This is a genomic window from Tardiphaga robiniae, assembly GCF_013359755.1.
Taxonomy (GTDB): Bacteria; Pseudomonadota; Alphaproteobacteria; order Rhizobiales; family Xanthobacteraceae; genus Tardiphaga; species Tardiphaga robiniae.
In genome coordinates this window covers 286,560-312,471 of the sequence record NZ_JABMCJ010000093.1, presented here as the reverse complement: position 1 = coordinate 312,471, position 25,912 = coordinate 286,560, and the positions used below count along the sequence as shown (strand labels likewise).

20 protein-coding genes and 1 pseudogene are annotated in these 25,912 nt (G+C 59.3%); 6 read left to right on the top strand and 15 right to left on the bottom strand.

The features are described 5' to 3' along the window. Positions 1 to 115: 115 nt before the first annotated feature. The 3 genes from HP556_RS25660 to HP556_RS25650 all read right to left on the bottom strand — a co-directional run bounded on the left by HP556_RS25660 (position 116) and on the right by HP556_RS25650 (position 4,814). Positions 116 to 1,765, bottom strand: coding sequence for an acyl-CoA synthetase (locus HP556_RS25660; protein WP_175369051.1), 1,650 nt, complete (start codon positions 1,763 to 1,765; stop codon positions 116 to 118). A 122-nt stretch (positions 1,766 to 1,887) separates the two neighbouring features. Beyond that, a complete protein-coding gene (locus HP556_RS25655) occupies positions 1,888 to 3,783 on the bottom strand; it encodes a TRAP transporter large permease (RefSeq protein WP_175369050.1) in 1,896 nt (631 codons plus the stop codon). 11 nt (positions 3,784 to 3,794) lie between these two features. Beyond that, positions 3,795 to 4,814 (bottom strand): TRAP transporter substrate-binding protein, encoded by a 1,020-nt coding sequence (locus HP556_RS25650; protein WP_175369049.1) that lies wholly within the window; start codon positions 4,812 to 4,814, stop codon positions 3,795 to 3,797. 230 nt (positions 4,815 to 5,044) lie between these two features. Between HP556_RS25650 and HP556_RS25645 the strand changes: the two genes are divergently transcribed. After that, positions 5,045 to 5,818 (top strand): SDR family NAD(P)-dependent oxidoreductase, encoded by a 774-nt coding sequence (locus tag HP556_RS25645; protein WP_175369048.1) that lies wholly within the window; start codon positions 5,045 to 5,047, stop codon positions 5,816 to 5,818. Between the two features lie 153 nt (positions 5,819 to 5,971). Here HP556_RS25645 and HP556_RS25640 read toward each other — a convergent pair whose 3' ends face one another. After that, positions 5,972 to 6,817: a helix-turn-helix transcriptional regulator gene (locus tag HP556_RS25640; RefSeq protein WP_175369047.1), complete on the bottom strand. Its 846-nt coding sequence runs from the start codon at positions 6,815 to 6,817 to the stop codon at positions 5,972 to 5,974. Between the two features lie 96 nt (positions 6,818 to 6,913). On the opposite strand from HP556_RS25640, the gene HP556_RS25635 reads away from it, so the two are divergent. Then, entirely contained in the window at positions 6,914 to 7,804 is an 891-nt protein-coding gene (locus HP556_RS25635; protein ID WP_175369046.1) for an SDR family oxidoreductase, read from the top strand. 801 nt (positions 7,805 to 8,605) lie between these two features. Here HP556_RS25635 and HP556_RS25630 read toward each other — a convergent pair. Further along, positions 8,606 to 10,507 carry a competence protein CoiA family protein gene (locus HP556_RS25630; RefSeq protein WP_175369045.1) on the bottom strand — a complete coding sequence of 634 codons (1,902 nt, stop codon included), beginning with the start codon at positions 10,505 to 10,507 and terminating at the stop codon, positions 8,606 to 8,608. Between the two features lie 179 nt (positions 10,508 to 10,686). Between HP556_RS25630 and HP556_RS25625 the strand changes: the two genes are divergently transcribed. Beyond that, the gene (locus tag HP556_RS25625; protein WP_175369044.1) at positions 10,687 to 11,202 is read left to right on the top strand and encodes a hypothetical protein; all 516 of its coding nucleotides are present in this window, start codon (positions 10,687 to 10,689) and stop codon (positions 11,200 to 11,202) included. Positions 11,203 to 11,321: 119 nt separating this feature from the next. Here HP556_RS25625 and HP556_RS25620 read toward each other — a convergent pair whose 3' ends face one another. The 7 genes from HP556_RS25620 to HP556_RS25590 all read right to left on the bottom strand — a co-directional run bounded on the left by HP556_RS25620 (position 11,322) and on the right by HP556_RS25590 (position 18,596). Next, complete coding sequence (locus HP556_RS25620; RefSeq protein ID WP_175369043.1) at positions 11,322 to 13,253, bottom strand: adenylate/guanylate cyclase domain-containing protein; 1,932 nt, start codon at positions 13,251 to 13,253, stop codon at positions 11,322 to 11,324. A 38-nt stretch (positions 13,254 to 13,291) separates the two neighbouring features. Then, a complete protein-coding gene (locus HP556_RS25615; protein ID WP_175369042.1) occupies positions 13,292 to 14,233 on the bottom strand; it encodes an HlyD family secretion protein in 942 nt (313 codons plus the stop codon). Beyond that, complete coding sequence (locus HP556_RS25610) at positions 14,233 to 14,475, bottom strand: DUF3302 domain-containing protein (protein WP_175369041.1); 243 nt, start codon at positions 14,473 to 14,475, stop codon at positions 14,233 to 14,235. Before HP556_RS25610 ends, HP556_RS25615 begins: the two co-directional genes overlap by 1 nt. A gap of 55 nt (positions 14,476 to 14,530) precedes the next feature. Continuing rightward, on the bottom strand, positions 14,531 to 15,514 hold the full coding sequence (locus HP556_RS25605; protein ID WP_175369040.1) for an HAD family hydrolase: 984 nt from the start codon (positions 15,512 to 15,514) through the stop codon (positions 14,531 to 14,533). Positions 15,515 to 15,541: 27 nt separating this feature from the next. Next, complete coding sequence (locus HP556_RS25600) at positions 15,542 to 15,886, bottom strand: HdeA/HdeB family chaperone (protein ID WP_175369039.1); 345 nt, start codon at positions 15,884 to 15,886, stop codon at positions 15,542 to 15,544. A gap of 71 nt (positions 15,887 to 15,957) precedes the next feature. Further along, entirely contained in the window at positions 15,958 to 17,643 is a 1,686-nt protein-coding gene (locus HP556_RS25595; protein ID WP_175369038.1) for an arylsulfatase, read from the bottom strand. 38 nt (positions 17,644 to 17,681) lie between these two features. Then, entirely contained in the window at positions 17,682 to 18,596 is a 915-nt protein-coding gene (locus HP556_RS25590) for a formylglycine-generating enzyme family protein (RefSeq protein WP_175369139.1), read from the bottom strand. A gap of 959 nt (positions 18,597 to 19,555) precedes the next feature. Between HP556_RS25590 and HP556_RS25585 the strand changes: the two genes are divergently transcribed. Both HP556_RS25585 and HP556_RS25580 read left to right on the top strand, forming a co-directional pair. Further along, a complete protein-coding gene (locus HP556_RS25585) occupies positions 19,556 to 20,563 on the top strand; it encodes a SphA family protein (RefSeq protein WP_175369037.1) in 1,008 nt (335 codons plus the stop codon). A gap of 68 nt (positions 20,564 to 20,631) precedes the next feature. Continuing rightward, positions 20,632 to 21,636: a helix-turn-helix domain-containing protein gene (locus HP556_RS25580; RefSeq protein WP_175369036.1), complete on the top strand. Its 1,005-nt coding sequence runs from the start codon at positions 20,632 to 20,634 to the stop codon at positions 21,634 to 21,636. Between the two features lie 342 nt (positions 21,637 to 21,978). Here HP556_RS25580 and HP556_RS30605 read toward each other — a convergent pair whose 3' ends face one another. Beyond that, a complete protein-coding gene (locus tag HP556_RS30605; RefSeq protein ID WP_175369035.1) occupies positions 21,979 to 22,242 on the bottom strand; it encodes a DUF1127 domain-containing protein in 264 nt (87 codons plus the stop codon). A 179-nt stretch (positions 22,243 to 22,421) separates the two neighbouring features. On the opposite strand from HP556_RS30605, the pseudogene HP556_RS30330 reads away from it, so the two are divergent. Next, positions 22,422 to 22,589 (top strand): annotated as a pseudogene (locus tag HP556_RS30330) (arsenical resistance protein ArsH); the annotation flags it as partial. Positions 22,590 to 22,619: 30 nt separating this feature from the next. Here HP556_RS30330 and HP556_RS25570 read toward each other — a convergent pair. Next, the gene (locus tag HP556_RS25570; protein WP_175369034.1) at positions 22,620 to 24,134 is read right to left on the bottom strand and encodes an AAA family ATPase; all 1,515 of its coding nucleotides are present in this window, start codon (positions 24,132 to 24,134) and stop codon (positions 22,620 to 22,622) included. After that, complete coding sequence (locus tag HP556_RS25565) at positions 24,131 to 25,903, bottom strand: ATP-dependent nuclease (RefSeq protein ID WP_338117616.1); 1,773 nt, start codon at positions 25,901 to 25,903, stop codon at positions 24,131 to 24,133. The genes HP556_RS25570 and HP556_RS25565 overlap by 4 nt, the downstream gene beginning before the upstream one ends. Between the last annotated feature and the right edge of the window lie 9 nt (positions 25,904 to 25,912).

Genomic DNA, 25,912 nt, shown 5'->3' with positions numbered 1-25,912 from the left:
GCGCATCTTGCGCGGGCGAACCCGGAATCCAGAAGTGTTTTGAACATAACGGGATTCCGGGCTCGTGCTCTCGGCTTCGCCGAGACCCCGCCCCGGAATGACGAGTTTGCTGCAATCAGCTACTAAACGACCCCGTCGACTTCACCTGATCCCGCAGCAGGAACTTCTGGATCTTGCCTGTCGACGTCTTCGGGATCACACCGAACACCACGGCTTTCGGAGTCTTGAAGCCCGGCATCTGCCCACGGCAGAACGCGATGATGTCGGCTTCCGTCGCCGCGGCATTTGCCTTCAGCTCCACGAAAGCGCACGGCACTTCGCCCCATTTCGCATCGGGCTTGGCGACCACGGCTGCGAACAGCACGGCCGGATGTTTGTAGAGTACGTCCTCGACTTCCACTGACGAGATGTTCTCGCCGCCGGAGATGATGATGTCCTTGGAGCGGTCCTTGATGGTCACGTAGCCGGCAGCATCGAGCACGCCGAGATCGCCGGTGTGGAACCAGCCGCCTTCGAAGGCCTCCTTGGTGGCCTTCTCGTTCTTCAGATAGCCCTTCATCACGATATTGCCCCGGAACATGACCTCGCCAATGGTCTCGCCGTCGTGCGGCACTTCCAGCATCGTTTCGGGATCGATCACCGTGACGGCTTCCTGCAGGTGATAGGGTACGCCCTGGCGGCGCTTCAGGTTGGCGCGCTCATCGGCGGGCAGGGCATCCCAGCCGGGTTGCTCGGCGCAGACCGAGGCGGGCCCGTAGACTTCGGTCAGGCCGTAAACATGGGTCAGCTTGATGCCGATCTTCTCGGCGCCCGACAAAACGGCCATCGGCGGCGGCGCGCCGGCGATCGAGCCTTGCACCAGAGGTCCGCCGGAATAAACCGGCGCATCGGGCGCATTGATCAGCGTGTTGTAGACGATCGGCGCGCCTGACATGTGGGTGACGCCATGCTCGCGCATCAGCGCGAAGATCTTGGTCGGATCGACCTTGCGCAGGCAGACATTGACGCCGGCACTCGCCGCGACCGTCCAGGGGAAGCACCAGCCGTTGCAGTGGAACATCGGCAGGGTCCACAGATAGACCGGATGCTGGCCGAGACCGGCCGCGAGAATGTTGGAGACTGCGTTGAGGTAGGCGCCGCGGTGATGGGTCACGACGCCTTTCGGATTGCCTGTGGTCCCCGAGGTGTAGCCGAGTGCGATAGCGTCCCATTCGTCGAGCGGGAACGCGCTGGTGAAATCGGGACTGCCCTCGGCAAGGGCGGCTTCATATTCAAGTTCCCCGATCCGTTGGCCGCCGGCGAAGGACGCGTCGTCGACGTCAATCACGGACGGCTTCGGTCCGGTCATGAGGCCGAGGGCCTCGGTGATCACGCCGGAGAATTCAGGGTCGACCAGCAGCAGCCTGGCGCCGCCATGGTCGAGCTGGAACGCGATGGCCGCGGCGTCGAGCCGGATGTTTAGGGCGTTGAGGACGGCGCCGGCCATGGGGACTGCGAAGTGCGCTTCGTTCATCGCCGGCAGGTTCGGCAGCATCGCCGCGACGGTGTCGCCCCGTCCGATGCCGCGCCCCGTCAGGAACGAGGCAAAGCGCCGGCAGCGTTCATAGGTCTGCGCCCAGGTGAAACGGCGGCCCTCATAGACCGTGCTGGTGAGGTCTGGATAAACCGCCGCGCTGCGTTTGAGAAAGCTCAGCGGCGACAGCGGCACGAAGTTGGCCGGAGTCTGGTCGAGGCCGACGCTATAGGCGCCCTGATCTGGGATCATTTTTAAGACTCCTATATTTAGTTCAGTAGGTTATGTAAGATATTTCATCTATCAGATTATCACAGAAATGATCTTCCAAAATTACGCGAGGTGATGACCGTAACCTTCTGAAAGAACGTATCTTAAAGGAATCCAATCGATATCCATGGGAAGATTGCCACGATGATCAGGCCGATCAGCAGCGCCAGCAGATAGCCGAGGATCGGCCGGATGCCTTCCGCGGGATCGACACGGCCGATGGCGCAGGCGGCATAATAGCCCACGCCGAAGGGCGGCGCGAACAATCCGATGCCCATGGCGAGGATCACCACCATCGCATAGTGGACCTCGTGGACGCCGACCAGCCGCGCGATCGGGAACAGCAGCGGGCCGAACAGCACGATGGCGGGGATGCCTTCCAGTACGCTGCCAAGGATGACAAAGGCCACGATGGAGACCGCGATGAAGGTCGCACCGCCGCCCGGCAGGCCCGTCATGGCCGCCGCCAGCGAGCGCGAGAAGCCGGACTGGGTCAGGCCCCAGGCCATGCCGGTCGCGGTTCCGATGATCAGCAGGATTGCACCGGAGAGGCAGGCCGTATCGATGAGCATCGGCTTCAGCCGATTCCAGTCGAACTGGCGATAGATCAACAGGCCCGCCAGCACGGCATAGACGATGCCGATGGTGGAGACCTCCGTGGCGGTCGCCACACCCTCGACCACGGCAGCGCGGATCACGAAGGGCAGCGCGATGGCCGGCACCGAGATTATGAAAGCCTTGAAGATGTCGCGCCCGGAAGCCCGTTTGACGTGGCTGAGGTCCTCGCCGCGATAGCGCCACCACACCAATGCGCCGAGTGTGATCGCCAGCACGACGCCCGGCAGCAAGCCGCCGGTGAACAGCGCCGAGATCGACACGCCGGTGACCGAGCCGATGGTGATGAGCACCAGGCTCGGCGGAATGGTTTCGGTCTGCGCGCCGGTCGCCGAGAGCAGGGCGACGAGATCGCCCGGCTTGGCGCCGCGCGCCTTCATTTCCGGGAACAGCACTGGCGCTACCGCCGCCATGTCAGCAGCCTTGGAGCCGGAAATGCCGGAGACGAGATACATCGCGCCGATCAGCACGTAATGCAGGCCGCCGCGGACATGGCCGAGCAGGCTGGCGAGGAACGCCACCATGGCGCGCGCCATGCCGGTCATCTCGATCAGCAGGCCAAGGAACACGAACAGCGGCACCGACAGCAGGATGAGATGACTCATGCCCTCGTCCATGCGGCCGACCAGCACCATCATCGGCGTGTGCGTGGTCAGTGCCATATAGCCGAAGATCGCGAGGCCAAAAGCGAAGGCAATCGGCACGCCGGCGAACACACACAGCGCCACGACGCCGACGAAGAAGATGATCAGGTTGAGATTGCCGAGCGTCCGCAACAGCGGCTCGGCGAGCCAGAACAGACCAATGATCGCCACGACGGTACCCAGCGCCGTCAGCACGGTGCGGACCTGGCCGTAGCGCAGCAGCCGCAGCAGCGCGAAGACGATCATCAGCGAGATGCCGACCGGCAGCGCGGCCGCGCGAAAGCTGTTGGCGATCTGCAGCGCCGGTGTCGTGATGTAGCTTTCCTCATAGGCGTATTCGAAGGACGGCGCGACGATCATCACGAGGAAGGCGAGTGCGGCGCAGGTCCCGACGACGTCGAGAAAGGCCCACATTCGGGGACCGACCGACGCCACCAGCGCGGTCATCCGCATATGCTCGCCGCGCCGGAACGCAACGGCGGAACCGAGCATGGCGAGCCACAGGAACAGGATCGAGGACAGTTCATCGGACCAGATCAGCGGACGGTGGAAGCCGTAACGGGCGACCACGCCGATGAACAGGATGATCACCTCCGCCACCACCAACAGCGCCGCGGGAATCTCGACCAGATGGCCGAGCGCGCGGTCGATGGAGGTCAGGATGGCGTCGCGGCGGGAGAGGGGCGCCCTCTCCACGCTGGACGCGCCGCTTTCAAGGGCGGAGATGTCATGCACGGCCATATTGGTTCCGATCAGCCGAGCTTGCCGACGGCCTTCTCAAGGATGGCCCAGGCTTCGTCGCCATACTTGCCCTGCCATTCCTTGTAGAAGCCGGCCGACTTCAGCTTGTCGCGGAACGGGCCGGGCTCGAGCTCATTGAAGGCCAGCCCCTTTGATTCCAGCTCGCCGCGCAGATTGGCATTGAGCTTGGCGACGTCCTCGCGCTCCTTCATGCCGGCGGCATTGATGTTCTTGGCGACGATGTCGCGCAGATCGGCCGGCAGCTTCTCCCAGGCGCGGCGGTTGGCCAGGAACCAGTAGCCGTCCCACATGTGGTTGGTCAGCGAGCAGAACTTCTGCACTTCGTAGAACTTCGCCGTCGAGATGATCGCCAGCGGATTTTCCTGGCCTTCGACGACCTTGGTCTGCATCGCCGAATAGACTTCGCTGATATTGATCGAGGCGGGCGCACTGTCGAACGCCTTGAACATCGAGGTCCACAGCGGCGACACCGGCACGCGGATCTTGAAGCCCTTCAGATCGTCGGGGCTCTTGATCGGCTTCGTGGACGAGGTGATTTCGCGAAAACCGTTGTCCCAGATCTTGTCCATGACCACGAGATTGGCCTTGGTGATCTCCTTGCGGATATAGGCGCCGAGATCGCCGTCCATGGCCTTCCAGACCGTGTCGTAATTCGGGAAGGCGAAGCCGATGCCGTTGATCGAGGCGGCCGGCACCAAGGTGGCCAGGATCAGGCCGGACAGCGTGAAGAACTCGACGCCGCCGGAGCGGATCTGGCTCAGCATGTCGGTGTCGGAGCCGAGCTGGTTGTTGGGGAATACCTGCAGGTCGACCTTGCCGTTGGTCTCGGTCTTGATCGCCGCCGACATCTCGCGGGCGCGGATGTTCATCGGATGCGTATCGGGCAGGTTATTCGCGTATTTGTAGACGTATTCGGCCTGCTGCGCGCGCGCGATGAACGGCATGCTGACGCCGCCAAATGCGGTCGCAGCGGCCGATGCCTTCAACAGAGTCCGGCGTGAAATCGTCATTTTGTTTCTCCCAACCACTTCTTTGTTTGCCTTTGTGAGGCCCAAGGGCCCTTGCCGTCTGGTCATCATGCCCGGGCTGCCCGGTCAAGCCTTTTCGCCGTGCGACCAACGGCCAAGGCCCAATAGAGGACGCCCGCGCATGGCTTTTGCACCGCGCGAATTTGTGGGAAGCATCGCGCGACTGAAGCCGCCGGCAGCCAGGACCGGTGGAGGAAACGCAAGGACAGCATATGAATAGGGATCACGGCGTAGCGATCATCACCGGCGGCGCATCGGGAATCGGTTTGGCAATCGCCAAGGCGGCCGTGGGCGAGGGCTGGAAAGTGCTGCTCGCCGACCTCACCCAGCCTGCTCTGGATGCCGCCAAGGCCCAGGTCGACGCCATCAAAGCCGGTGTGACCAAAACCGTCGTCATGGATGTGGCCAATGAAGACGCCGTGATTGCCGGCCTGCAGGACTGCGAAGCCGGTTTCGGCCCGGTGCGTGGCCTGGTGAATTCCGCGGGTATCGGCCGTCAGGTGCCGTTCTTCGAGACCTCGGTGAAACTGTTTCGCGAGATCCTCGACATCAATCTGGTTGGCACCTTTGCCGTTGCCAAGGAAGCTGCGCGGCTGATGAAGGCTCATGGCGGCGGCGCCATCGTGAATGTGGCGTCGGTGTCGGGGCTGCGCGGCAATATCGAGCGCTCGGCCTATGGCGCATCCAAAGGCGGCGTCGTCACGCTGACCCAGGTGATGGCCTGCGAACTGGCGCCGTTGAAGATCCGCGTCAACGCCATTGCGCCGGGCCCGTTCGAGACGCCCATGGTGCAGGAGATGCATACGGTGGCAACGCGGGAAGGCTGGATGCAGGTGGTGCCGCAGCGGCGTTATGCCGAGCCGGAGGAGGTCGCTGGTGCCGCGATGTTCCTGCTGGATGACAGCAAGTCGAGCTTCGTGACGGGCCACATTCTCAACGTCGATGGCGGCTTCGCCGCGCATGGCTTGCTGCCGAAATATCCGTAGCAAGAAACTCGTCATTCCGGGGCGCGGGCGTACTTTCGCGCACGCGAACCCGGAATCCCGACCTAGTGAAAACACATCGAGATTCCGGGCCTTCGTCTAGACCGGCAAGCCGGTCATGACGAATCCCGGAATGACGAGATTGTCGCTACGCACCTAGCCCTTCGCCGCGATCAGCGCCTTCATCCGCTCGGCATCTGCAGCCGTCTCCGGCGTATAGACCACCATGCCCAAATTCGGCTGACCGTCGACCGAAAATGTCGAATAGCTCATCGTGAATGGCCCGACGACGGGATGGTTCACATGCTTGCGGCCTTCGCCGTAACTGCCGACATCGTTGTCATGCCACATGGCTGCGAAGTCGGGGCTGATGCGGCAGAGCTCGTCGATCAATGTCTGGGCGCGCTGCGACGCGCCGCTGCGCGTGATGTCGGCGCGAAATGCCGCCACGGCGAAACGTGCATCATTCTCCCAGTCCGGCATCTTGGTGCGGACATTCGGACGACAGAACAGGATGCGCAGGACGTTGCGGTCTTCGGGCGCGATGTTCGGATAGTCGCCAAGCACGGCCAGTGCCGCACGATTCCAGGCCACGATGTCCCAGGTCGCATTGCGCACGACGGCAGCGCTGAACTCCATCGAATCCAGCACGCGCTGCAGCGTCGGTGTGACGATATCGGACGGCGCAAAGCGCACCTCGGGTAGCCGGTGCTGCGCCAGCAGAAACAGATGCTCGCGCTCGACTGTCGATAATTCCAGTGCGCGTGAAATCCGGTCGAGCACATCGGCCGATGGCGCGCCGCCGCGTCCTTGTTCCAGCCATGTGTACCAGGTGGCGCTGACATTGGCGCGCTGCGCGACTTCCTCGCGCCGCAGGCCCGGCGTGCGGCGGCGCTCGGACGAAAAACCGAACGCCACGGGATCGAGCCTGGCGCGGCGATCCCTGAGATAAGCGCCAAGCGGATTGGAGCCAGCGCCGGAAGTTGTTTCGGTGACCGTCATGCTCAGCCTGTTAGTCGCCATACCCGTATAACGTCACGGCTTCACGCACTGTACCGCAGGACCGATACATCCGCGCATTCACGAGAGGAATATCACATGCGTGTCTTCGTTACCGGTGCTTCGGGCTTTGTCGGATCTGCGGTGGTTCAGGAATTGATCGGCGCCGGTCATCAGGTGCTCGGTCTCGCGCGCTCGGATACATCTGCCAAGGCGCTGGCCGACGCGGGTGCCCAGATACATCGCGGCGATCTGGAAGATCTGGACAGCCTACGGTCCGGGGCTGCCAATTCAGACGGCGTGATCCATACGGCCTTCATCCACGACTTCTCGAAATTCAAGGAAAACTGCGCGATCGACGCACGTGCCATCGAGACGCTTGGCGATGTGCTGGCAGGCTCCGAGCGGCCCTTGATCGTAACTTCGGGCATGGCCTTCATCGCGCCCGGACGTCTGGCGACCGAAGACATGGGCCCGTCGAGCGCGTCGCCAAGCCCGCGCGTATCGGAGCAGGTCGCCGAACGTCTGGCGGCACGCGGCGTGCGTACTTCGTCGGTCCGGCTGCCGCCATCGGTCCATGGCGATGGCGACCATGGCTTCGTGCCGATGCTGATCAATATCGCGCGGGAGAAGGGCGCCTCGGCCTACTTCGGCGACGGTCTCAACCGCTGGCCCGCCGCACATCGGCTGGACGTCGCCCGGCTCTACAGGCTCGTCCTCGAGCACGGTTCCGCCGACATTCGGTATCACGCCAGCGCCGAACAAGGCGTCGTATTCCGTGAGATAGCCGAGGTCATCGGTCGGCACCTGAACCTGCCAATCGTCTCGAAATCGCCGGCTGAAGCCGCCGATCACTTCGGCTGGTTCGCAGGCTTCGCATCGATGGATGCGCCGGCATCCAGCGACTGGACGCAGCAGCGACTCGACTGGCAACCAACGCAGCCGGGATTGATCGCGGACCTCGATCAAGTCAGATATTTCGGCGGCTGAGGTTATATGGGCCGCAATGATGTGGGGCCACAAACTGGCTCGAATGGCTGGTCGGTCGACTGGATATCGCAACAATTTGAGCTAAGTCTCTGGGATCGCTATGGGATAATATATTCCATAATATACCTTATGCGAATCAGAGATATTGGCGTGTGGTCCCAGTTTCAGTTCTCTTAATGTTGATCCCCACATAAGTCTGCATTTCATCGCAAATGATCGTCGCGCTACCCCACATATGATCGACGCGTTTGCTCGCTGGCTCCGTCGGCCCTGGCTGACGATCCTCTGAAGCTGGTTGTGGGATTCAATCGACCACATAAGACAGCCGCGTCACCCCACAAAAGGCGGACGCGTTTTGGCGGGCAAATTCGTGCAGGTACACGTTTATTCTGCTGTGCGATCACAAGTGAATTATGCTGATCGCCCATGGGTGTTCGCCTTAGAGGGCCGCTGGCTCCTCGTGGCGAGCGTTTCCGGATTCGTGGATCGTCGGTCGTCTAATCCTTGACCAGCGTAGTCGACGGGTTTGGCTTGCATCTTCGACGGCAAACGGCGGCGCGGTGGTGAACCGGCTTCGCGGCGGCATGGTAGCTTAAGCCTCCTCAAAAGCCGTTTATGGCACCGTAAGACGCCAAAAGAGCTGTAACCTTGCACCAAGCACGAGTTTGGTAGTGCGGATGCCCTTGCGGTTTTCGCTGTTGTGTACTTCTGCAGCCCTGCCCGGTTAGTCGTCGATCAGGTCGCCCCGGCGTCCAGTGCTGCGCCGGCGAAGTAAATTTCCTTCCAGAGGTCGGTCAGAACCTATCGTTTCTTTTTTGCTATGCTCGTTGCCAATTTGAGGCATTCCTCAAACGTTTCCTTCGACACACAGTAGTCCCGCGGCTTCACTTTCTTTCCACTTGGTCCGAGAGCATATGGCGAATCCAAGAATGGCTGGGTCCTGTCTTTAAGAAGCCCGAAGACCTCCCGCTCGAGTTCGGATTTCCATCTCTCAATCTCGGCGTTTCTGGCGCATTCTTCGTCGCGCCTCTCGATGAGGCTTTGAAGCAGACGGCGCGCCCTATCCGCGCCCTCCTGTCCCAAAATAGCAACGGCCAACGGCGTCATTCCGTCGAGTTCGGGCTGTCCGATGGTTATCCAGGAGACCCATTCGTCTCCGTGCTTTGCTGCGGTAAGCCCGAGAGCATCGCCACGGTCGGCAGCGGCCTTCTGTAAAGCCTCTTCCCGACGGACCGCCTCCGCTTGCTTTGCTGCCTCCCTGTCGTCCGCTTCCCGTTTTCTTGCTTCCATCTGGCGTGCCTGCTCGGCACCGATAGGAAGCCCCAATGAATACGCGACCGCAGCGCCCTTCCGGAACATCATCGCTTCGATCTTGCGGAGCGGTACGAGCATCGCGTCGAAGCTCTCGTCGTCGGCCTCGATGGCCTCGCCGAACGACATGCCGTCCTCTTGAACTTGCCACATCCAGTCGTTCAAAGAGAAATCATCCAGTTCGCTCTCCGGCAGGCGTTCTAGGAGTTTTTCAATGCGCTCGACCAGGCTCGTCCTACGCTGGTGTTTCCGATCAATGCTTTCGCGCAAGTCCATGAGCTTCGTGAACACGGCCTCCGAAAGCGAATATGACTTGATTTTTTGAAGCACACCGCGACCAACGAGCTCATCAAGATAGGCCTCAATGGCTCGGTACGGGCTCAGGAACTGAGAGTTACGCTCTCGCATCGCTTCCTCCAGCTCAGGTCTCACATAATGGAAACCAGCGCGCAGAAGCTTTTTGTCCTTGATCCACTCGAAGATCGCCTGATGGCGGAAAGAGCGCCGCACGTCATCTTTCGGAATGAATACACGGAGAACGCGGTACTGCCACTCCCTCTCGGTCACCGTGAAGCCGCCCGATCCGCCAAGCGAGCAACCGATGTGATTGCCGAGACCAATCCTGAAGAATTCCTTGGTGTTGTCGGGTGAGGCGACCTTTCGAATTGCCAACTCCGTCAGACCGGCATCATACCTGCGGAGACGGACTGAAACCTCATCGTCGAATTGCTTTCGCTGTGCATTCACTTTTGCCCTGTGTGCTATTCGCATTGCATCAACCGCGGCGTCTATCCTCGGATGAAATAGCCACTGTCGGTCAGCCTTTTCGATGACCGCATCCCGAACCACGGACCTCTCCGAGTCTCTTCGAAGCCGAGACAGGTCGATCTCGACAGCGGCGACGCCATTGGCTCGGAGATTCTCGCGTTTCAGTTCATCGCATGCATGCGTCACGTAGATCTCGACGAAGAGATGGTGCTCGTCCAGTTTGGCATGGATATCCGGCACCAATTGGCTCAGATGCCGGGCCTCTTCGACGACTTCGTCAAAGCAGACGAGCTTTCTCTGGTGTATCAGCGAGGACTGCTCTCCAAATATAGCCTTCACTTCTGGAACGAGCAGTCTTCGCTCCGTCGAGATAATCTCCTTAGCCAGTTTGTGCAGCGCCGTTTCAGGGCCGTTGGCGCACGAGAAAAACGAGCGATGCCCGAAATGGTGGACATTGTCGGGGCCCTTCCTGGCGTTCAGCATCGCTCCGCAGGCCGGACATGTGCAGTCGCAGGCGTATCCCCGTTCGACTTCGGAAATGTGTCGAATCTTACCGGCGGCGTCGATCGCATAAACCAATTCAGCGGAGCCGTCTGAGAACTTTCTGGGCGCGTGGCGCGTCATTTCAGGGGCGTTTCCACTCGCATTTCAGATGCTGTCCAGCCTACGTGGTCGGTGGAATCTAGGACGATTCGACACTCCAATCCAAAGCTCGCATGAGCGAGTTCCTCACGCGTCAGAGCGGTTTCGTTGCTTGCGCCAGACCTCGCTATCTTTCGCGGGAGGCAGAGGGAGGAATTCATATGGGCAATGCGTTCGACATGCGCGAAACCGTCGAGATATCTGGGGACATCGGCGAGGCCATCGAGGCCCATCTGGACGAAGAGTTCGGCGACGACGTCCTCGATTTCCAAATTTACTACAACGACCGTGGCGAACACAGCGTAGCCATTGCGTTGCAGACCGGCGACGTCGTCGATGGTGGCGTTCTTCTGGTCATGCCCAAGCCTGCATCGGGCGAGAACATGTACGAGCTCAGCGGCATTCTTGAAGACGAAGGTCCAGTGTCAGATTTCTGCCCGCAGCGCATTCTCGATCTTTTGTCTCCAACGGAGAACAAAGAAGCGATGCATTGGCGCGACCGTTGTCGGCATCGTCTCCTGCGAGAGGCGGGTCAAACGGATTCGCTTCCACCGGAACATGAACCCGAGGGACGCTGGGATCCGGAAGAATCGGAAAATCCGATCGGCTCGTATGACTGGAGAAATAGTCTGGATTCCGAGATCGTCGCCGTCGAGCCGACGGGGCTGAAATTCTAGGGATTGTGAAGTCGGCGAAGCTACCATCTATTGGGGCTTCGCCTTCGGTCCTCCCGAGCTCCCCGCCCGCTCATCCATCTCGTCCCAATTCTTCCCGCGTTCGATGCACTAAGCCCGAATCAATCGTTATCCCTTGACCGACGGCAGTCCAATAATTCGTAGATACTTACCTCTGCTGCGAAGCCTTTGGGCTTCACCACGTCCACATGGCGGAAGAGGTAGAACGCCTCCGTTCGCTGTTTAATTTCACTGCTGACGAGAACAGATGTCCCATAGTTCTTGTTGAGAGCCTCAAGACGAGCAGCAAGATTCACGGTGGCGCCGAGCGCCGTATAACTCATTCGGTCGGGCGATCCGATATTTCCGACAACGGCCTCCCCCACATGTAAGCCAAAGCGAGTGCGGTAGGCTGGCCATCCCTCGCGTTCAAATTCTGCGTTCAGCCTCGCATTCGCTTCGATGCAGGCGAGCACCGCTGCGCACGCGTCCTGGACATGGTTGTCATCCTGCACAGGCGCATTCCAGATGCCCATCACGGCATCGCCGATGAATTTATCGACAATGCCATTGTGCGCCATGATGGCCTCCGACATTGCTGCGAAGTAGCGCGAAGTGAAGGTCATGACATCGGTCGGGTCTCTGTCTTCGGTCATTCCCGTGAAATTCTCCACGTCGGTGAATAGAACGGTTATCTCTCGCCGAGCTCCTCCCAACTTCATGGCGCTTCCAGTTTCGACGAGCTGCTGGACGAGGAGTTTGGGCACAAAGTGGGAGAATGTCTGGACAAGCGTACGCATCGTGAAGACCGAACGGCTCAGTTCGTCAATTTCGCGAATGGGCGAATGCCATTTCGCTGTTTCGGTGAACTGAAATCGTTGGATGGCATCTGTCTCGCGTGCGAGCGCCCCCAATGATCGCGACAGCATAGAGCCCAGCCCAAACGCGATCGGAAGCACCGCCAGCACCAGACCGACGGCAGCAAGAAACAGGGCGCGTCGCTCCGACTCGATTTTGGCGTAGAACTCGTCGATGGGAGCAAACAGCCCCAACCGCAGGTTTGCGGAACCGGACATCTCGATGGGACGGAACGCCGCCGCATATACTCGCCCATCGCTGTCGTGAAAGAACTGTTGCGCTACACCGGTTCGTTTCCAGGCATCGATGGCGGACGAGACGCCTGCCTTATCAATATCACCAAGGCGCGGCAGCTCGCTCAATCGTCCGCCTCCCGCATGGGAAATAAATTGAGACATGTCGGGATGGACCAGCACGCGGCCGGCATCGTCGAACAGGAACGCCAGTCCGGACTTGCCGAGCTGCTGTTTGCGCAGCATGGTCTCGGCTTCGCTCAGCAGGATATCGCCAGCGACCACGCCTTTGAAGCCTTCGGCGATCGGCATCCGCACCGTGTAGCCGATCTCTCCGGTCGCGAAGAACAAATACGGCTCCGTCAGCAGGCTGGGATTCGGACCGAAGGCGTCCCTAAACCACGGACGACTGCGCGGATCGTAATCGGTCGGACCCGGACGCTGACTGACGGGGACCAACGCGTCGGACAGAAAAGTGATGGTGGATGTCAGGCCATCATTGCCGCTCTTTGCGATGATGACGAGCCGGAAGGTGGCATCGTGCGGCGCAGCCAGTCGGCTTCTTGCCCCCTCACCTCCGCGATCGATGAAGTCCATCTCCAGGAAGGTCCCGTTGTCGTAACCCATGTAGAGATTATAGAGCTGTTTGTTGTTGCGCAGCATCGACGCCAACACGATATGTAATCGCGGGTTGTCCTGGATGGCGGCGGACTGGACCGAGGTCAGCCCCTGGAGGATATCAAGACTGTCCCGTACCGTCTTAAGCTGGCCATTGACACGGTCGGCGGCAAGTTCGGCGACACTGTCCATGAATGAGCTCGCCGCGGACCGCGTGATCAATGTGACCCGGCTGAAGGCGAGATAGACCAGCGCCAGACCGACGAACAACACAATTCCGACGAACAGCACGATGATAGACGTGCGAAATCCGACACGAAAGCGGGTCGGATTGGCTGCTGACATCGTGGCCTCCCGACCTGCGCGCGTTGATACGTGTTTGGCTAGAACGGATTGACGTAGTTCGTAATCGCGGTTTGCCGCAGCAGGACTCGCCGGACGACATGCGTGACCTGAAGTCTGTCGGTGAAGATCGCGGCGTCGCCCGTGCTTCCAGCCGGCAGTGAATGAGCGAACGCGGCATCGTCAAGCACGACGCGCACCACGAAAGGCGTGGTCTGAATCGTCTTCGGCGTCACAGCGGCGCCCGATGTCTGCACCTGCCCGGTGGCGATGGCCTGAAGCACGCTCTCGACTTTGCCGTCATAGACCCTGCCCGGCATGAACTTGAACGTGACCTCGACGGACTGACCGGGTTTGACATAGCGTGCATCGTTCTGCGCAATCTCGACGCCGATGATGGTTTGCGACGTATCGATGAAGGCCATCACTGGCGCGAGCGGCAAATTGGCGACGCGTGCCCCTTTACGCAGTGCCAGGTTGGTGACATAGCCGTCTGCCGGCGCTCGCACCGTCGTCTTCTCCAGATTCCAACGCGCGCCTTCGAGCTGAGCTTTCGCCTGATCGGCTTCGGCTTGCCGCTGCTCGACGTCGAAGCCGCGACCGGCGTTACGATCGAACAGTTGTGTCATCTGGGCCAGGCGCTGGTCGGCCAGCGTCGATTGCGCCTGGATCGCTTTCACTTGGGCGGCGTAGGGCGTTGGGTCTATCCGGAACAGCACGTCTCCTGCCTTCAGCGTAACGTTCGCCGCAACGGGCACTTCGATCACTTCACCCGCGACATCAGGAACGATGGCAACGGAATTGCGGATGACGACGGCAGGACCTTGCGGCGCCCCCCACCCCATCGGCACCAGCAAGCCGAACAGGACCAGCAACGCCACAATGAAGGGAGACAGTTTCCAAAACAGGTTGAAGCGGACGAACCTGAAATGCACCAGTAGAAAGAGCAGCACCAAATAAGTGTTGATGATCGCGGCGCCCATCAGGATTGCTTCGTTCTGGGCGGCGCGGGCACGTCTACATAGGCCCAAACCAATACAATCGGCCACAGCGCAAATCCGCAGATCAACGTGATCCAGCCGGCCACCGTCACGGCCTCCGCCCATGGATGGCCGCGTGTGGCGGCGATGTGCCCCGGCAGCCAGCCAGCGATGCAGACTACCCCAATCGCGCTGGCGACCATGATGATCAGAACGATCCAGGCGAAGATATCGATGCCACTCAAGGTCACTATCTCATGTCATGAGCTTCTGCTCTGGAACTTCCGTAATCCGATCATCTCAAGGAAAAATCGTCTTCCAGTCCTTCTTCATATCAACGACCTTCCACCCTTTCGCAGTGGCCTCGTCCAATGCCTTGTCCAGCTTTCCGATCTTCGATTGCCGGTCGTAGGCGTACTCGCGCTCGGCATCGGTATGGCGCACCAATCCCATGAATCGCGCGCCTCCGCCTGCCGCTGTCCATTGCAGCATCTGCAGATCACCATCCGAATTGCCGAACGCGAAGATCGGACGGCGGCCGATGAAGCGGTTGATGCCTACGGGCTTGCCCGGCCCGTCATCGACGAACTCAATTTTGGGTGTCTTGAGAAGTGATGGCTTGCCGCCGGCATCCATTTGGAGCGCGACAGTGCCAGACGAGCCGACCACTTGCTCCGGCGGGATGCCGTAAATCTTTTCCACCCATGGCCGCATAAATTCGATGCCGCCACCCGACACGATGAAGGTCTTGAAGCCGTTGGCGCGCAGATAGGCCAGCAGTTCGAGCATCGGCTGATAGACGAGCTGGGTATAAGGGCGGTTAAAGCGCGGATGCCGGGCGGTTGTCGTCCATTCGATGACCGCTTTCGAGAACTCGTCGGTCGTCATGCCGCTGTGGGCGGCAGTTACGATTTGCAGCAGGCCTTTTTCGCCTGACGCCGCGAATGCCTTCATATCGCCGTCCAGGATCGCTTTGTAGGGTTGGGTCGTCTTCCATTCAGGGTGCTGCGCCGCCATGGCCTTGATGCGATCGAATGCAAACGCGAATTGAAAGTAGATCGGCTGTTCGCACCACAGCGTCCCGTCATTATCGAAGACAGCAATTCGCTGCTCCACCGGCACGAAATCAGCGCTGCCTTGCGCTGTCACGCGCGCCACAAAATCAACGATGGATTGTTTTGTTCCACCGTCGTTCCAGGATGGCAACGCATCTGACTGGGCATAGGCTGACGATGCGCAGATCCAGAATACGACAGATGAAATGAGGTGAATGACACGACGCATCGCTGACCTTCAAACGTTATACGCGGATTATTTTGAGGCTTCGTTCTTGAGCAGAACGTCGATGGCCTCGATGATCTTCAACTGCGGATTAGCACGACAGTAGAGGATGAGATGGTGTTCGCCGGATTTCGCCCGCGTGATATGGGCGAAATGCTTCTTGGCAAGGCCGTTGTACCAGCCGCTATACCATGCGGCGAGCGTGTCCGCGTCTTCCTGATAGGTGTTGATGAGCTGGGCACATGTCAGCGCCTGGACATCGATAAAGCCCTTACTGTCTTGATAGCTGGTCAGCGGGACCTGCGCATAGGCCGGGCTGGACATCCCGACCATTGCACCAAGGAGAAGTGCCTTGCACGAGAATTTCTTGTTCATGGATTGCCTCCCAAGTTTAATGGCGGCGTTCATTCGCCGCCATCTCTTCGTTGCTCAACAGAGCACTCAGGCTAGTTTCCGCCTCTGACTTTTGCGGCCGCCGCCATCACGCGCTTCATCATCGCATTGACATCGACGTCGATGGGGGATTGCCGCTGCGGGAAGTCCTTGAACGTTGCAAGGTGCTGTTCGACCAGGGCCGCAATCGGCAGAACGGTCCAGAGCTTGTTGACCGCATAATTCGGATAGTTCGGCGCCTGCATGTGTTGCTCGAACGGGTCCGAGCGGAGATTGACCGGCTGCGGCACCGTCGGTGCGGCCGAGTGTCCTGCGAACCAGTCGTCCTTTGTCTCGAAGTGGACCTTCCAGTTCTTGTAACGGATGGCGTAGAGACTGGTCTCTCCGTAGTAGACGAACTGGTCACGCGCCGACTCCTTGGCTTCCCCCGTCAGGTAGGGCAGTTGGTTGAAGCCATCGAGATGCACCTTGTACGTCTTTTCCCCAGCCGCGTAGCCCGCTTTGCACTTCGCGACTACGTCAGGCTCACCTGCTGCGGCGAGGACCGTCGGAAGCACGTCTTCATGCGACGTGATTCCGTTGAAGACACGGCCGGGCTGGATCTTGCCGGGCCATCGGATCAGGAACGGGACTCTAAAGCCACCTTCCCAACCGAGTCCCTTTTCACCCCGGAACGGTGATGTGCCGCCGTCCGGCCAGGTGAACTTCTCTGCGCCATTGTCGGTCGTGAAAATCACCAGCGTGTTGTCGGCGATGCCGAGATCATCCAGTTTTTTCAGCAGACCGCCAACAACGTAATCAAGCTCCTGCATGCCGTCCGAGTACAGCCCAAGCCCGGTCTTGCCGTCCCATCGCTTGGAGAGACGTGTCCAGACATGCATGCGCGTCGTATTGTGCCAGAGAAAAAACGGCTTCCCTGCCTTGGTGGCGCGATCCATGAAGTCCGTCGAACGCCCAAGCAGGTCATCTTCGACAGTCGTCATGCGCTCTCGTGTCAGAGGTCCGGTATCCTTGATGGTCTGCTTGCCGACCCGGCCGAAGCGCCGGTCCTCGGTCGGATCGTCCCGGTCGGTGGCCTTGCATTCGAGAACGCCGCGGGGACCGAACGTCTCCTTGAATTTCTCGTTTCCCTTCGGATAGTCGTCCTGCTCAGGCTCCTCCTCTGCGTTGAGATGATAGAGGTTGCCATAAAACTCATCGAAGCCATGCACAGTCGGCAGATGTTCGTTGCGGTCGCCAAGGTGGTTCTTGCCGGTCTGGCACGTCATGTAGCCCAAGGGTTTGAGCAGATCGGCGATGGTAGGATCTTCAGCCTGTAGTCCCTGCTTGGCGCCCGGCATGCCAACAGTGGTCATGCCGGTGCGCATGGGAATCTGCCCGGTGATGAATGCCGCGCGTCCGGCCGTGCAACTCGCCTGACCGTAATGATCGGTATGCAGCGCGCCTTCTGAGGCGATGCGATCGATGTTGGGGGTCGCCCCGCCCATCATTCCGCGGTTATAGGCCCCCACATCGAACCACCCGATATCATCTGCCAGGATCAGCAGGATGTTCGGTCGACGTGCCGAACTGGCGATTGGGGCCGCTTTCTGCGCCTGAGCCAGTGCGGCAGATGTAAGCGTTACAGCCGCGACAATCGCTGAACTGCCCAGCAACAGGTTTCTGCGGTTGAGCGCATGGTTTTCCGCGTCTCGCGATAAGGCTTCTTTGGGCTGTTCCGTTCGGACGTCGCTGGCCATTCAAGTCTCCATCTTTCAAAGAAAACGTACGTCTGGTGCTAGTTTCGAATGATGCATCTAAAGCCGACATGGCTTGCCGACGTATCGATCGGCTCGGCATGGCGCGCTGCCGGGCGATAACGGCGGCAGTAGTTCGGCGCGCAGAGGTGCGAGCCGCCCTTCAGTACCTTGCGGGGAATACGGATGTCCGGCTGGTGCGGGTCATAGCTGGCGTCCTCCGGTCCGCCGCGCGGGTTTTGCGGTATGCAGCAGGCCTTCGGCGCATCGGCTTCGTGCCCGGGTGTGTACCAGTCGCTGGTCCACTCCCACACATTTCCGATCATGTCGTGCAGGCCGAAGCCATTCGGCGGGAACGCCTTCACGGGAGATGTGCGTACGTAGCCATCGTCAACGTCATTCCGGATTGGAAATTCGCCTTGCCACGTGTTGGCAAGATGCAGGCCAGCGGGCGTGAACTCGTCGCCCCAGGCAAATTCAGCGTCGTCGAGGCCGCCGCGTGCGGCAAACTCCCATTCCGCTTCGGTCGGCAACTCTTTCCCGGCCCATGCCGCATAAGCCGCCGCGTCGGCAAACGAGACATGGACAACGGGATGGTTGTCCAGGACATTGATGTTGCTTCCGAGACCGTATGGATGTCGCCAGTCCGCGCCTTTGAGGAAGCACCACCATTGGCTCCAGTCGCGCAGATCGACGACGCCGCTGGGCGGCGGCATGAAGGTCAACGACCCCGCATAAAGCATATGCGGCAGCGCACCCGGATAATCCTTGGGATCGGGAGCTATCTCCGCCGTCGTGACGTAGCCAGTCGCTTTCACAAAAGCCTTGAACTGGCGGTTCGTGACAGGCGTTGCATCTATCGAGAACGCGCTCACGCTGACCCGATGAGCGGGCGCCTCTTCCGGATAATGGCGGTTCGATCCCATCAGGAACGTGCCGCCGGAAATCCTCACCATGTCGCGGCTGCGCACACCATTGACAACAGACCCGTCAGCAGTCTCGTCCAACAACGATGCTACATCCATGGCATTCCCACCGGCTTGCTTGCGGCACTAGCGCGGGCAAACGTCCCAGAATCCTTGTTGCCTGCTCGCGTCGGTGTAGTACCAGCAGTAGCCCGGCGCCGGCGGAGCCCCGGCCCACGCGACCGCAGTTGCCGCAGTGACAAAACCCAGCGCAGCGCCTGCAGCAATCGCACCGCCCGGTGCCCAACGATACCAGGTCGGCCGTACCCACGCTCCGGGCCGTACCACGCCGGGCCGCACGACGGCTCCGCGGCGCACCACGGTCCTGCTTGCCACGCCGCCGCGCGGTCCGACGACTGTTGTTCGTCGCGCCGCAGCGCCGCGTCGCACAACGACAATTGGAACGATTGCGCTCTCCCTATCGTGTCGCAACAGGGAGGTCGATGTCGGGACGACCCCCATCGCCGACCCATCAGAGATATTTATGGCAAGCGCGGACGTAACAATCGTCACGGCGAGTAGAAGGCGACCAGCACGGCCATTTTTGATAGATGCAAGTGATACGCAGTTCATTGGCACCCCTTATGTGTACTGGCGCGCGCCGTCAGGCAGGCGCATCTACGTCAGCGTTTCTTCCCTATTAACAAAAGCATGCGAGCTGCCGGAGCAGCTCCTCCTCCTTATGTACTGGTGAGTTTAGAGAAGCTCTGCAATTTTGTGATGTCCAGTTTGTGCCAATCTTATCTTCTGCAGGACGTAGGCTTAAGATATTTCGTCGCAGGCCTTACAAACTGTCCAAACAATATTGATAAAATTTCGCGATCACGACGCTCTTTTGCAACAGTCGATAGCCGGATCACGCCCGCAGATGAATTGTCGTGACGAACAAATATTTCCGCGTATGTTGATTCTGTCTCGATTTGTAGTCCGCTTGTCGGTGGGGTTCTGCGATGCGCGCTCGGTTTCTTGCTGCTGCCATTTCCTCGGTGGTGTCGTTCTCATGCTTGTCGCCAGTGATGGCAGCCGAAGGCGGCGTCGGTGTTTTTCTGTTGGGGTCGCATGCCACCGGCGCGGGCATAACGCCGCCACCCGGCGTCTTCTTCCAGAATGATTTCTATTATTACGATGGGAAACTCGGCGGCGGACGCACTTTGCCGACGGGCGGTCTCCTCGTTGCAAATGTTTCAGCTCAAAGCTGGATCGAGTTGCCGACGACCCTCTGGGTCACGCCAGCCAAAATTCTTGGCGGCGATCTTGCCTTCTCGCTGACGGTCCCCGTCGGCGAACCGCGCGTGAATGCAAGTCTCCTCGTAAACTCTCCACGATTCGGTCCGATTGGCTTGAACGTCACGGACTCACAGGCCAATCTCAGCGACTTTTTCCTGCAGTCCTTCGTTGGATGGCATGCCGGAAACTTCCACTGGCAACTCGGCGTCGGCGGCGTCATCCCATCGGGAACCTATGTCGCCGGGCAGCTATCGAATGCCTCGCTCAACCGACCGGCACTGGATGTGTTCGGCACTTTTACATGGCTCGATCCTGCCATCGGCTGGGATTTGTCTGCGGCGATGGGCGTGACATTCAACCAGACCAATACGGCCACAGATTATAAGAGTGGCGATGAATTTCATCTCGAATGGGCCGCAACGAAATACATCACCAAAGAATTCACGCTCGGCCTCGTTGGTTACTACTACCAACAGCTCACCGCTGATTCCGGCACGGGAGCCCGTCTAGGCGGCTACGAAGGGCGGGTCGTGGCGCTGGGGGGATCGATCGGCTACACATTCGAGATAGGAAAGTTGCCAGTCTCGACGCGGCTCAAGGTCTACCGCGAGTTCGACGCAGTCAATCGCATGGAAGGTACGGCCGGATATTTCACGGTCTCGGTTCCTGTCGCGATCGATACGAACGCCATGGCTCTTTCCCAGGGACGCACCATCAAAGCCAAGTTCTAAGGCCGTCGCAACGTGGAGCGCCCGCTGGAGGCTCTTCAGGTTATTTCCGATACGGAATGGGGGGGTCGATGGGCATATCGGTCAAGACGCTGCAGCTTACAAACTTTGAAGAGCTCGCCTCGACGGTCAAGGGAGCCAGCAGTGAAGTGATCCAGCTCGATCCGGGCCGTGTCAGCGGCTTCATTTCAAATCTCACGATCGACGGCCTGCCCGTCAATGTCGGCTCGTTCTCGGTCGGCGTGAGAACACGGGGAATCCTGAGTCCGGATCGGACAACGATCGGAATGCTGACATCGACAGAGGGGCGTGTCGTACACTGGTCCCGCGACATGGCCGTGGGCGACGTCTTGGTCACTCCTCCGGGCGTCGAATATGGAGGACGATACTTTGGAGGAGCGTCCATCCTGACCATATCGCTGTCCGACAGCGACATACTTTCCTTTTTCGCGCAGGAGCCTCGCATTTGCGATCTGGAATCCTGGAAGAAGATCCACCTGCGCGGCGTCCCGGACTCGAGTTTCATTCCGCGTCTTCTGGACATATTGCGACAGGCGATGGCCATGCATTCGATTCTGACGGACGACGCCATCGCGTTTTGGCGCCGCGCGATTATCGAGATGATGACACTTCCTGTCGTCCGCAACGTTCCGGCGGAAGCGCTTGGTCCTCTGGCGTCAGCGCTTAAAATCGTGCGAGAGGTGGAAGACTATGTCGATCGAAACAGCCTGAAGCCAATCCATATTTCGGAAGTCTGTAACAGGCTGAAGGTTTCTAGACGGAGTCTCCACAGAGCTTTCCATGAAACATTCGGCATGGGACCCGTCACGTTTTTACGGCGCAAGAGATTGTGTTCGGTACATACCGCCTTGCTCGAAGCAGACCCACGCATGGCGACAATCGCCGATGTTGCCATGCAGTATGGCTTCATAAATCTTGGACGCTTCGCCGGCGACTACCGCGACATGTTCGGAGAATATCCGTCACATACGCTTGGTGGAGATTTGCGGAAGACAAGATCGATCCGGTATCCCGACCCATCTCATGTCAACATGGTCCGCCGCGCGACCGCCTAGCGACGCATGCGGCAGCGCTGGTTACTTTTCCTATGACTTTGTGTGGCCCCTTCTGGAACCGTCGGTGCAAATTCGACCCAAGACTTCCGATTGCAGGACGGATTGTTGTTCGACGCGCTCCGCTACGGGGACACGGTGACTTTCACCACTGCGATCATGAACGGTGCGAAATCGATTACCAGCCTCAAAAAGGACGGCACAAGGAATGTCGTGATTCCTCGGCCAGCTTCAATCTTCGAGCCGATCAACGATCGCAGGCGTCATCGGTGCGCTACGTTAAAGATTTTCGCGATTTACGTACTGGACGTCAGGACATGCTTTTACGGAACGCGAACGCCGTCATCAGTGGACATGCCACAATGTTAGCTGCGTCCGACAGGACCTGAGGGTATCTTGGCCGGCATCCTGCCTCGATAGACCGATGTCAGCGAGCAGATGGTCATTGAGGTCGAGCAGTTCTGGACGCGAGTTCAGTCGCTCAAAATACCGAGAAAATGCCGTCAACCGTCCAAAGAGGCGCAGCCAAGGCCGCTTTAGGCGTTGGCGTGACGTCGTTTTGAGTTTCGCGTGATTTATCGATGCAGAAGTCGCGCTGGCACAAGACATGTTCCAACTCCGAAATGGAGAGAAACAACGCTTGGCCTCGAAGGCTCATCGGGTGGTTGTCGATGGCCCGAGGAAATACTGTATCACTCCGGATAAGGTTTCTCAAGCTACGCATTGATGGGAACAATCGCGGCTTATTCTGCAAGCTGGTTAAGGCCGCCATGTGGACGCAGTCGTCGAAACGGATGAAGCCGTCCCCCTATTATGATCGGATCGTTGACGTCGCCGAGGAGTTGGTGAAATTCACACTGCTCACTCGGGGCATCTCGGCGCATCTGACAGACCGCTACAGCGAAAGGAAGGAATCCGCGATTGAGGTGTCAAGACGGCTGAATTTGGAGAAAGCTGTGATGCTCGCCATGTTCAACGAGCGGGATTTACATGGAGAGAAATGGAACTGGGTCGTTGCGAGATATAACGAGAGCGAGCGCTTTCTTGGCACGACTGATACCGACATAGAACACACGTCGCTTGTAAAGGCTGTTCGAAAACGATTGCTTGTCGCATAGCATCATCAACGCATGGTCGCATTCCAGCCCTTTGGATTTGTGGACTGTACTGAGGCTTCGTGGTGCCGGTTTCGGATGGGTGAACGAGCGGCGGCGCGAGACCTCTGCAAACCCCTCGTCTGCATTCAAAAAACGCCCTATCTGGATTGCTTCACGGATTTCGCTCTTGAGATCCAGGGCGACTTCCGCGAAGCCCTCTTCCTTAGCCCGAACGAGCTCGGTCAGTTTAAGGAGGACCTTCGCTATGCCACGATGATCTGGTTCATCGATCAAATGCCGCGCCATCACCTGCAGATGAACCGTTGCGCCTCGCGCGCGCTTCGAGCAACCGTTCTCGATCTGGGCTTTCAGCCTATTTCCGTGACTCGATGCGGAGAACCTCGCCGTCGTTGCATAGACAAAATCCAAGAGACCGTCGGATATCGTGCCGACGTCGCCCGAAGCCGACCTGACGCACGTGATCAATGCCGTCAGATGATCGCGAGTATGTCCCTCCCAAATCGGCATTGATCGGCCGAAGAAGCCATTGAGATGCTCGACGCGCTCGTTTCCGGAAGCCAACACGAGCAATGATCGATCGCGGCGTGTGAGCGCGTTTATGGGGGCGCGATGTTCGGCCGTCATGCTCATCGAATTTCTCGGGATGGGAGCGGAGTTCTCGGCGATATGCACCGCCAAACCACGCGGTAAGCGACCTGTCAGATCAATCGATCCACCATCGCGAAGGATGTGTCGAGCCTGCAGCACCCACTCACCGAGCTCGGGCGAATGGGGATGCCAGCGATGTGGATGTTCGAGTTCTCCCCAAACGCCCCGCGCTTTGAGGTCTTCCCAACGCTTGAGGTTCCTTTGGATTTCCTTTTCAGTTTTCGCAAAGATCATCTGCATCGGATCGCCAAAGACCCGCACCCGGGCACCCGCGGAATGGATCGCCATTATTGCCCGATGCTGGTCTTCGCTCGCGTCCTGGTGCTCGTCGCAGACGATCCACGGATGGCGGTCGGCCAGCATGCTCGCGACCATCGAAGAACCTTCGAGAAATTGACGACACCGCCTCGCGACATCGTCGTATCCACCGCTCTCGCGTGCCCATCTGCCGACATCCAGCGGCAAATCGAGAGCAGCATGATAAGCGGTCGCGATCTCGGTGAGGAAACTGTCGATCGTCCTGATCGAGACCGATCCGCTTTTGGTCCGGCCGGCAAACACGGATCTCGCCGCGTGCGTGTGGGTGAGGATGAGAAGTCGGCCCCGCTTGTTGCGAGCCGCAGTTTCTGCGGCGAAGATCGCTCCTTGATGCGTTTTCCCGCATCCCGCTGGGGCTTCAATCAAAACCAACGGCATCTCCGACCTCAGGAGATCGGCGATCTCATCGTCTTTCACGGCCTCAGTGCCCCCAAGGCTAGAGCAGGCTGTCCAAATGCGGCGCGCAGTCCATTGATGAACGGCAGTATATCAGTCTCAATCTTCGGCCAGGCTTTCAACTGCACCGCCTTGTCCACCAGTTCGCTGCCGCCCTGAAGCGATTTGAACCATTCCCGGCTGTGGCTCTTCCACTCCTTCTTTGCTTCGTCGTTCGGCGCTCCTTCCGTGTCGCCAGTCGCTGCGGCGATGATGACGGATCGAAGTCTAGCAAATCGCATCTCGGGGGCGCCGCAAGCCTTCAGAATGCTCGTTTCGTCCTTTTCCGCGATGTCCAATCGAACTGCCAGCGTGCGCAGCCTGCGACCCGATGCCCCGTCGGGGTCACGCGCGAGCGCCATTAGATTTTTGTCTGCGATATGTTTTATGACATTCTCTTCCAAGCACCCTTTCGGCCATTGGAAAAACCGTGGCCCTAGTGCTTCGGAGATAGCCTTCCATCGACCCGAGAACCTTCCTTCGTCGTCGCAGAACGCTCCCAGTGTCAATCCGGCATCACGCAAAGCCTCCAAGAGGCCAAGCATCGTGTCGTTACCTCCACCGTCGCAGACCCTTATCCCCAAAAACTCAGGTTGCGCGGCGAACGCGGTTTGAAAGATACGCCGCAGAAAGCCGACCTCGGTTATGCCCTCGGCGATGACGGGAAGCTTCGCCAGAAATGTTTCTGGATCGCGCTTTTGTTGGTTCTCGATCGCTTCCCGAGGCAACGATCCGATCTTTGCTTTGATATCGACGTACCACAAAGCCGATACCCCGCGACCGGCGGCAGCAACGGCGACCGGGCTGTGGGTTGTTACAAAGCACTGACCCCCGCCCTCGTCCAATTTGACGATGAGCTGCCGAAGTCGATAAGGCTCCAGACCTCGCTCTATCTCGTCGATAATTGTCAGCCTTGTCGCTGCTTCGGTGCTACCAGCAATCTCGAGCGATGACATGCGACGCGTACCCGCCCCCCAACTGGCGAGAGGAAGCATGACATCGTCGCGACTGGCCAACAAGCCGATGAGCGCACCTATCGACAGTCCCTGGCTGCTCGTGAGACCAAGCGCGAGATCGTGGGGCAGGCCTGCCTTCTGCAGTTTGCTATCGAGCTCCCTCAGGGCCTCAGTCTCGCCTTCCTGAAGGGCGGCATCGATATCCACTTCCGAAATTTTTTGGCTGATCCTCGACTTCAAATTGCCGTTCGAAAGCAGCCGGTCCAGTGCCGATCCGGCGACAAGTCGAAGGTCGCGATCATTGCGATCATCGTTAGTCAGGCGAACGACGCCGACCCGGCGCCGCAGACTAACTGGCAAGGCGACTACCTCGTCGTTGGGTTGGACGACCTCCCATGCGAGATCGAGTTCGCTCGTTCCTCGCACACGCAATCGATAGACCGGGGTTTCCTGTCCGCCTGATGCGTCGGCGTCTGGAATGACTCCGGCCTGCCCGTCCCACGTCCAAGGCCAAAACGTCTGTTGCAGGTTGGCTAAGCCGATTTCGTCGGGCAGTTCGACCGTCGCCTCGATTGAGAAGCCCTCATCGCTTCGTCGGTTGAAGTAGTCGGTTTCGAGAATTTGCACCGCGTTTGTCGGGCTGAAAAGCAGAGCTATTGCGTGGAGAACCGTGCTTTTTCCGGAATCGCCACCGCCGACCATAACATTCACGCCATTTGCAGGCCGCCACTCAAGATGTTCGATGCCCCTGAAGCGCGTTATGTCGAGACGCTTTATGATGGGATGGCTCGTCACGGTTCGTTT

Bases quoted from the DNA above. Each gene is read 5' to 3' on its own strand.
- HP556_RS25635 (WP_175369046.1), top strand. From the start codon at position 6,914: ATGCGTGTCTTCGTTACCGGTGCTTCGGGCTTTGTCGGATCTGCGGTG.
- HP556_RS25580 (WP_175369036.1), top strand. From the start codon at position 20,632: ATGGGCATATCGGTCAAGACGCTGCAGCTTACAAACTTTGAAGAGCTC.
- HP556_RS25590 (WP_175369139.1), bottom strand. From the start codon at position 18,596: ATGGTGAGGATTTCCGGCGGCACGTTCCTGATGGGATCGAACCGCCAT.
- HP556_RS25630 (WP_175369045.1), bottom strand. From the start codon at position 10,507: ATGACGCGCCACGCGCCCAGAAAGTTCTCAGACGGCTCCGCTGAATTG.
- HP556_RS25640 (WP_175369047.1), bottom strand. From the start codon at position 6,817: ATGACGGTCACCGAAACAACTTCCGGCGCTGGCTCCAATCCGCTTGGC.
- HP556_RS30605 (WP_175369035.1), bottom strand. From the start codon at position 22,242: ATGTCTTGTGCCAGCGCGACTTCTGCATCGATAAATCACGCGAAACTC.
- HP556_RS25660 (WP_175369051.1), bottom strand. From the start codon at position 1,765: ATGATCCCAGATCAGGGCGCCTATAGCGTCGGCCTCGACCAGACTCCG.
- HP556_RS25585 (WP_175369037.1), top strand. From the start codon at position 19,556: ATGCGCGCTCGGTTTCTTGCTGCTGCCATTTCCTCGGTGGTGTCGTTC.
- HP556_RS25650 (WP_175369049.1), bottom strand. From the start codon at position 4,814: ATGACGATTTCACGCCGGACTCTGTTGAAGGCATCGGCCGCTGCGACC.
- HP556_RS25600 (WP_175369039.1), bottom strand. From the start codon at position 15,886: ATGAACAAGAAATTCTCGTGCAAGGCACTTCTCCTTGGTGCAATGGTC.
- HP556_RS25605 (WP_175369040.1), bottom strand. From the start codon at position 15,514: ATGCGTCGTGTCATTCACCTCATTTCATCTGTCGTATTCTGGATCTGC.
- HP556_RS25645 (WP_175369048.1), top strand. From the start codon at position 5,045: ATGAATAGGGATCACGGCGTAGCGATCATCACCGGCGGCGCATCGGGA.
- HP556_RS25625 (WP_175369044.1), top strand. From the start codon at position 10,687: ATGGGCAATGCGTTCGACATGCGCGAAACCGTCGAGATATCTGGGGAC.
- HP556_RS25595 (WP_175369038.1), bottom strand. From the start codon at position 17,643: ATGGCCAGCGACGTCCGAACGGAACAGCCCAAAGAAGCCTTATCGCGA.
- HP556_RS25615 (WP_175369042.1), bottom strand. From the start codon at position 14,233: ATGGGCGCCGCGATCATCAACACTTATTTGGTGCTGCTCTTTCTACTG.
- HP556_RS25620 (WP_175369043.1), bottom strand. From the start codon at position 13,253: ATGTCAGCAGCCAATCCGACCCGCTTTCGTGTCGGATTTCGCACGTCT.
- HP556_RS25655 (WP_175369050.1), bottom strand. From the start codon at position 3,783: ATGGCCGTGCATGACATCTCCGCCCTTGAAAGCGGCGCGTCCAGCGTG.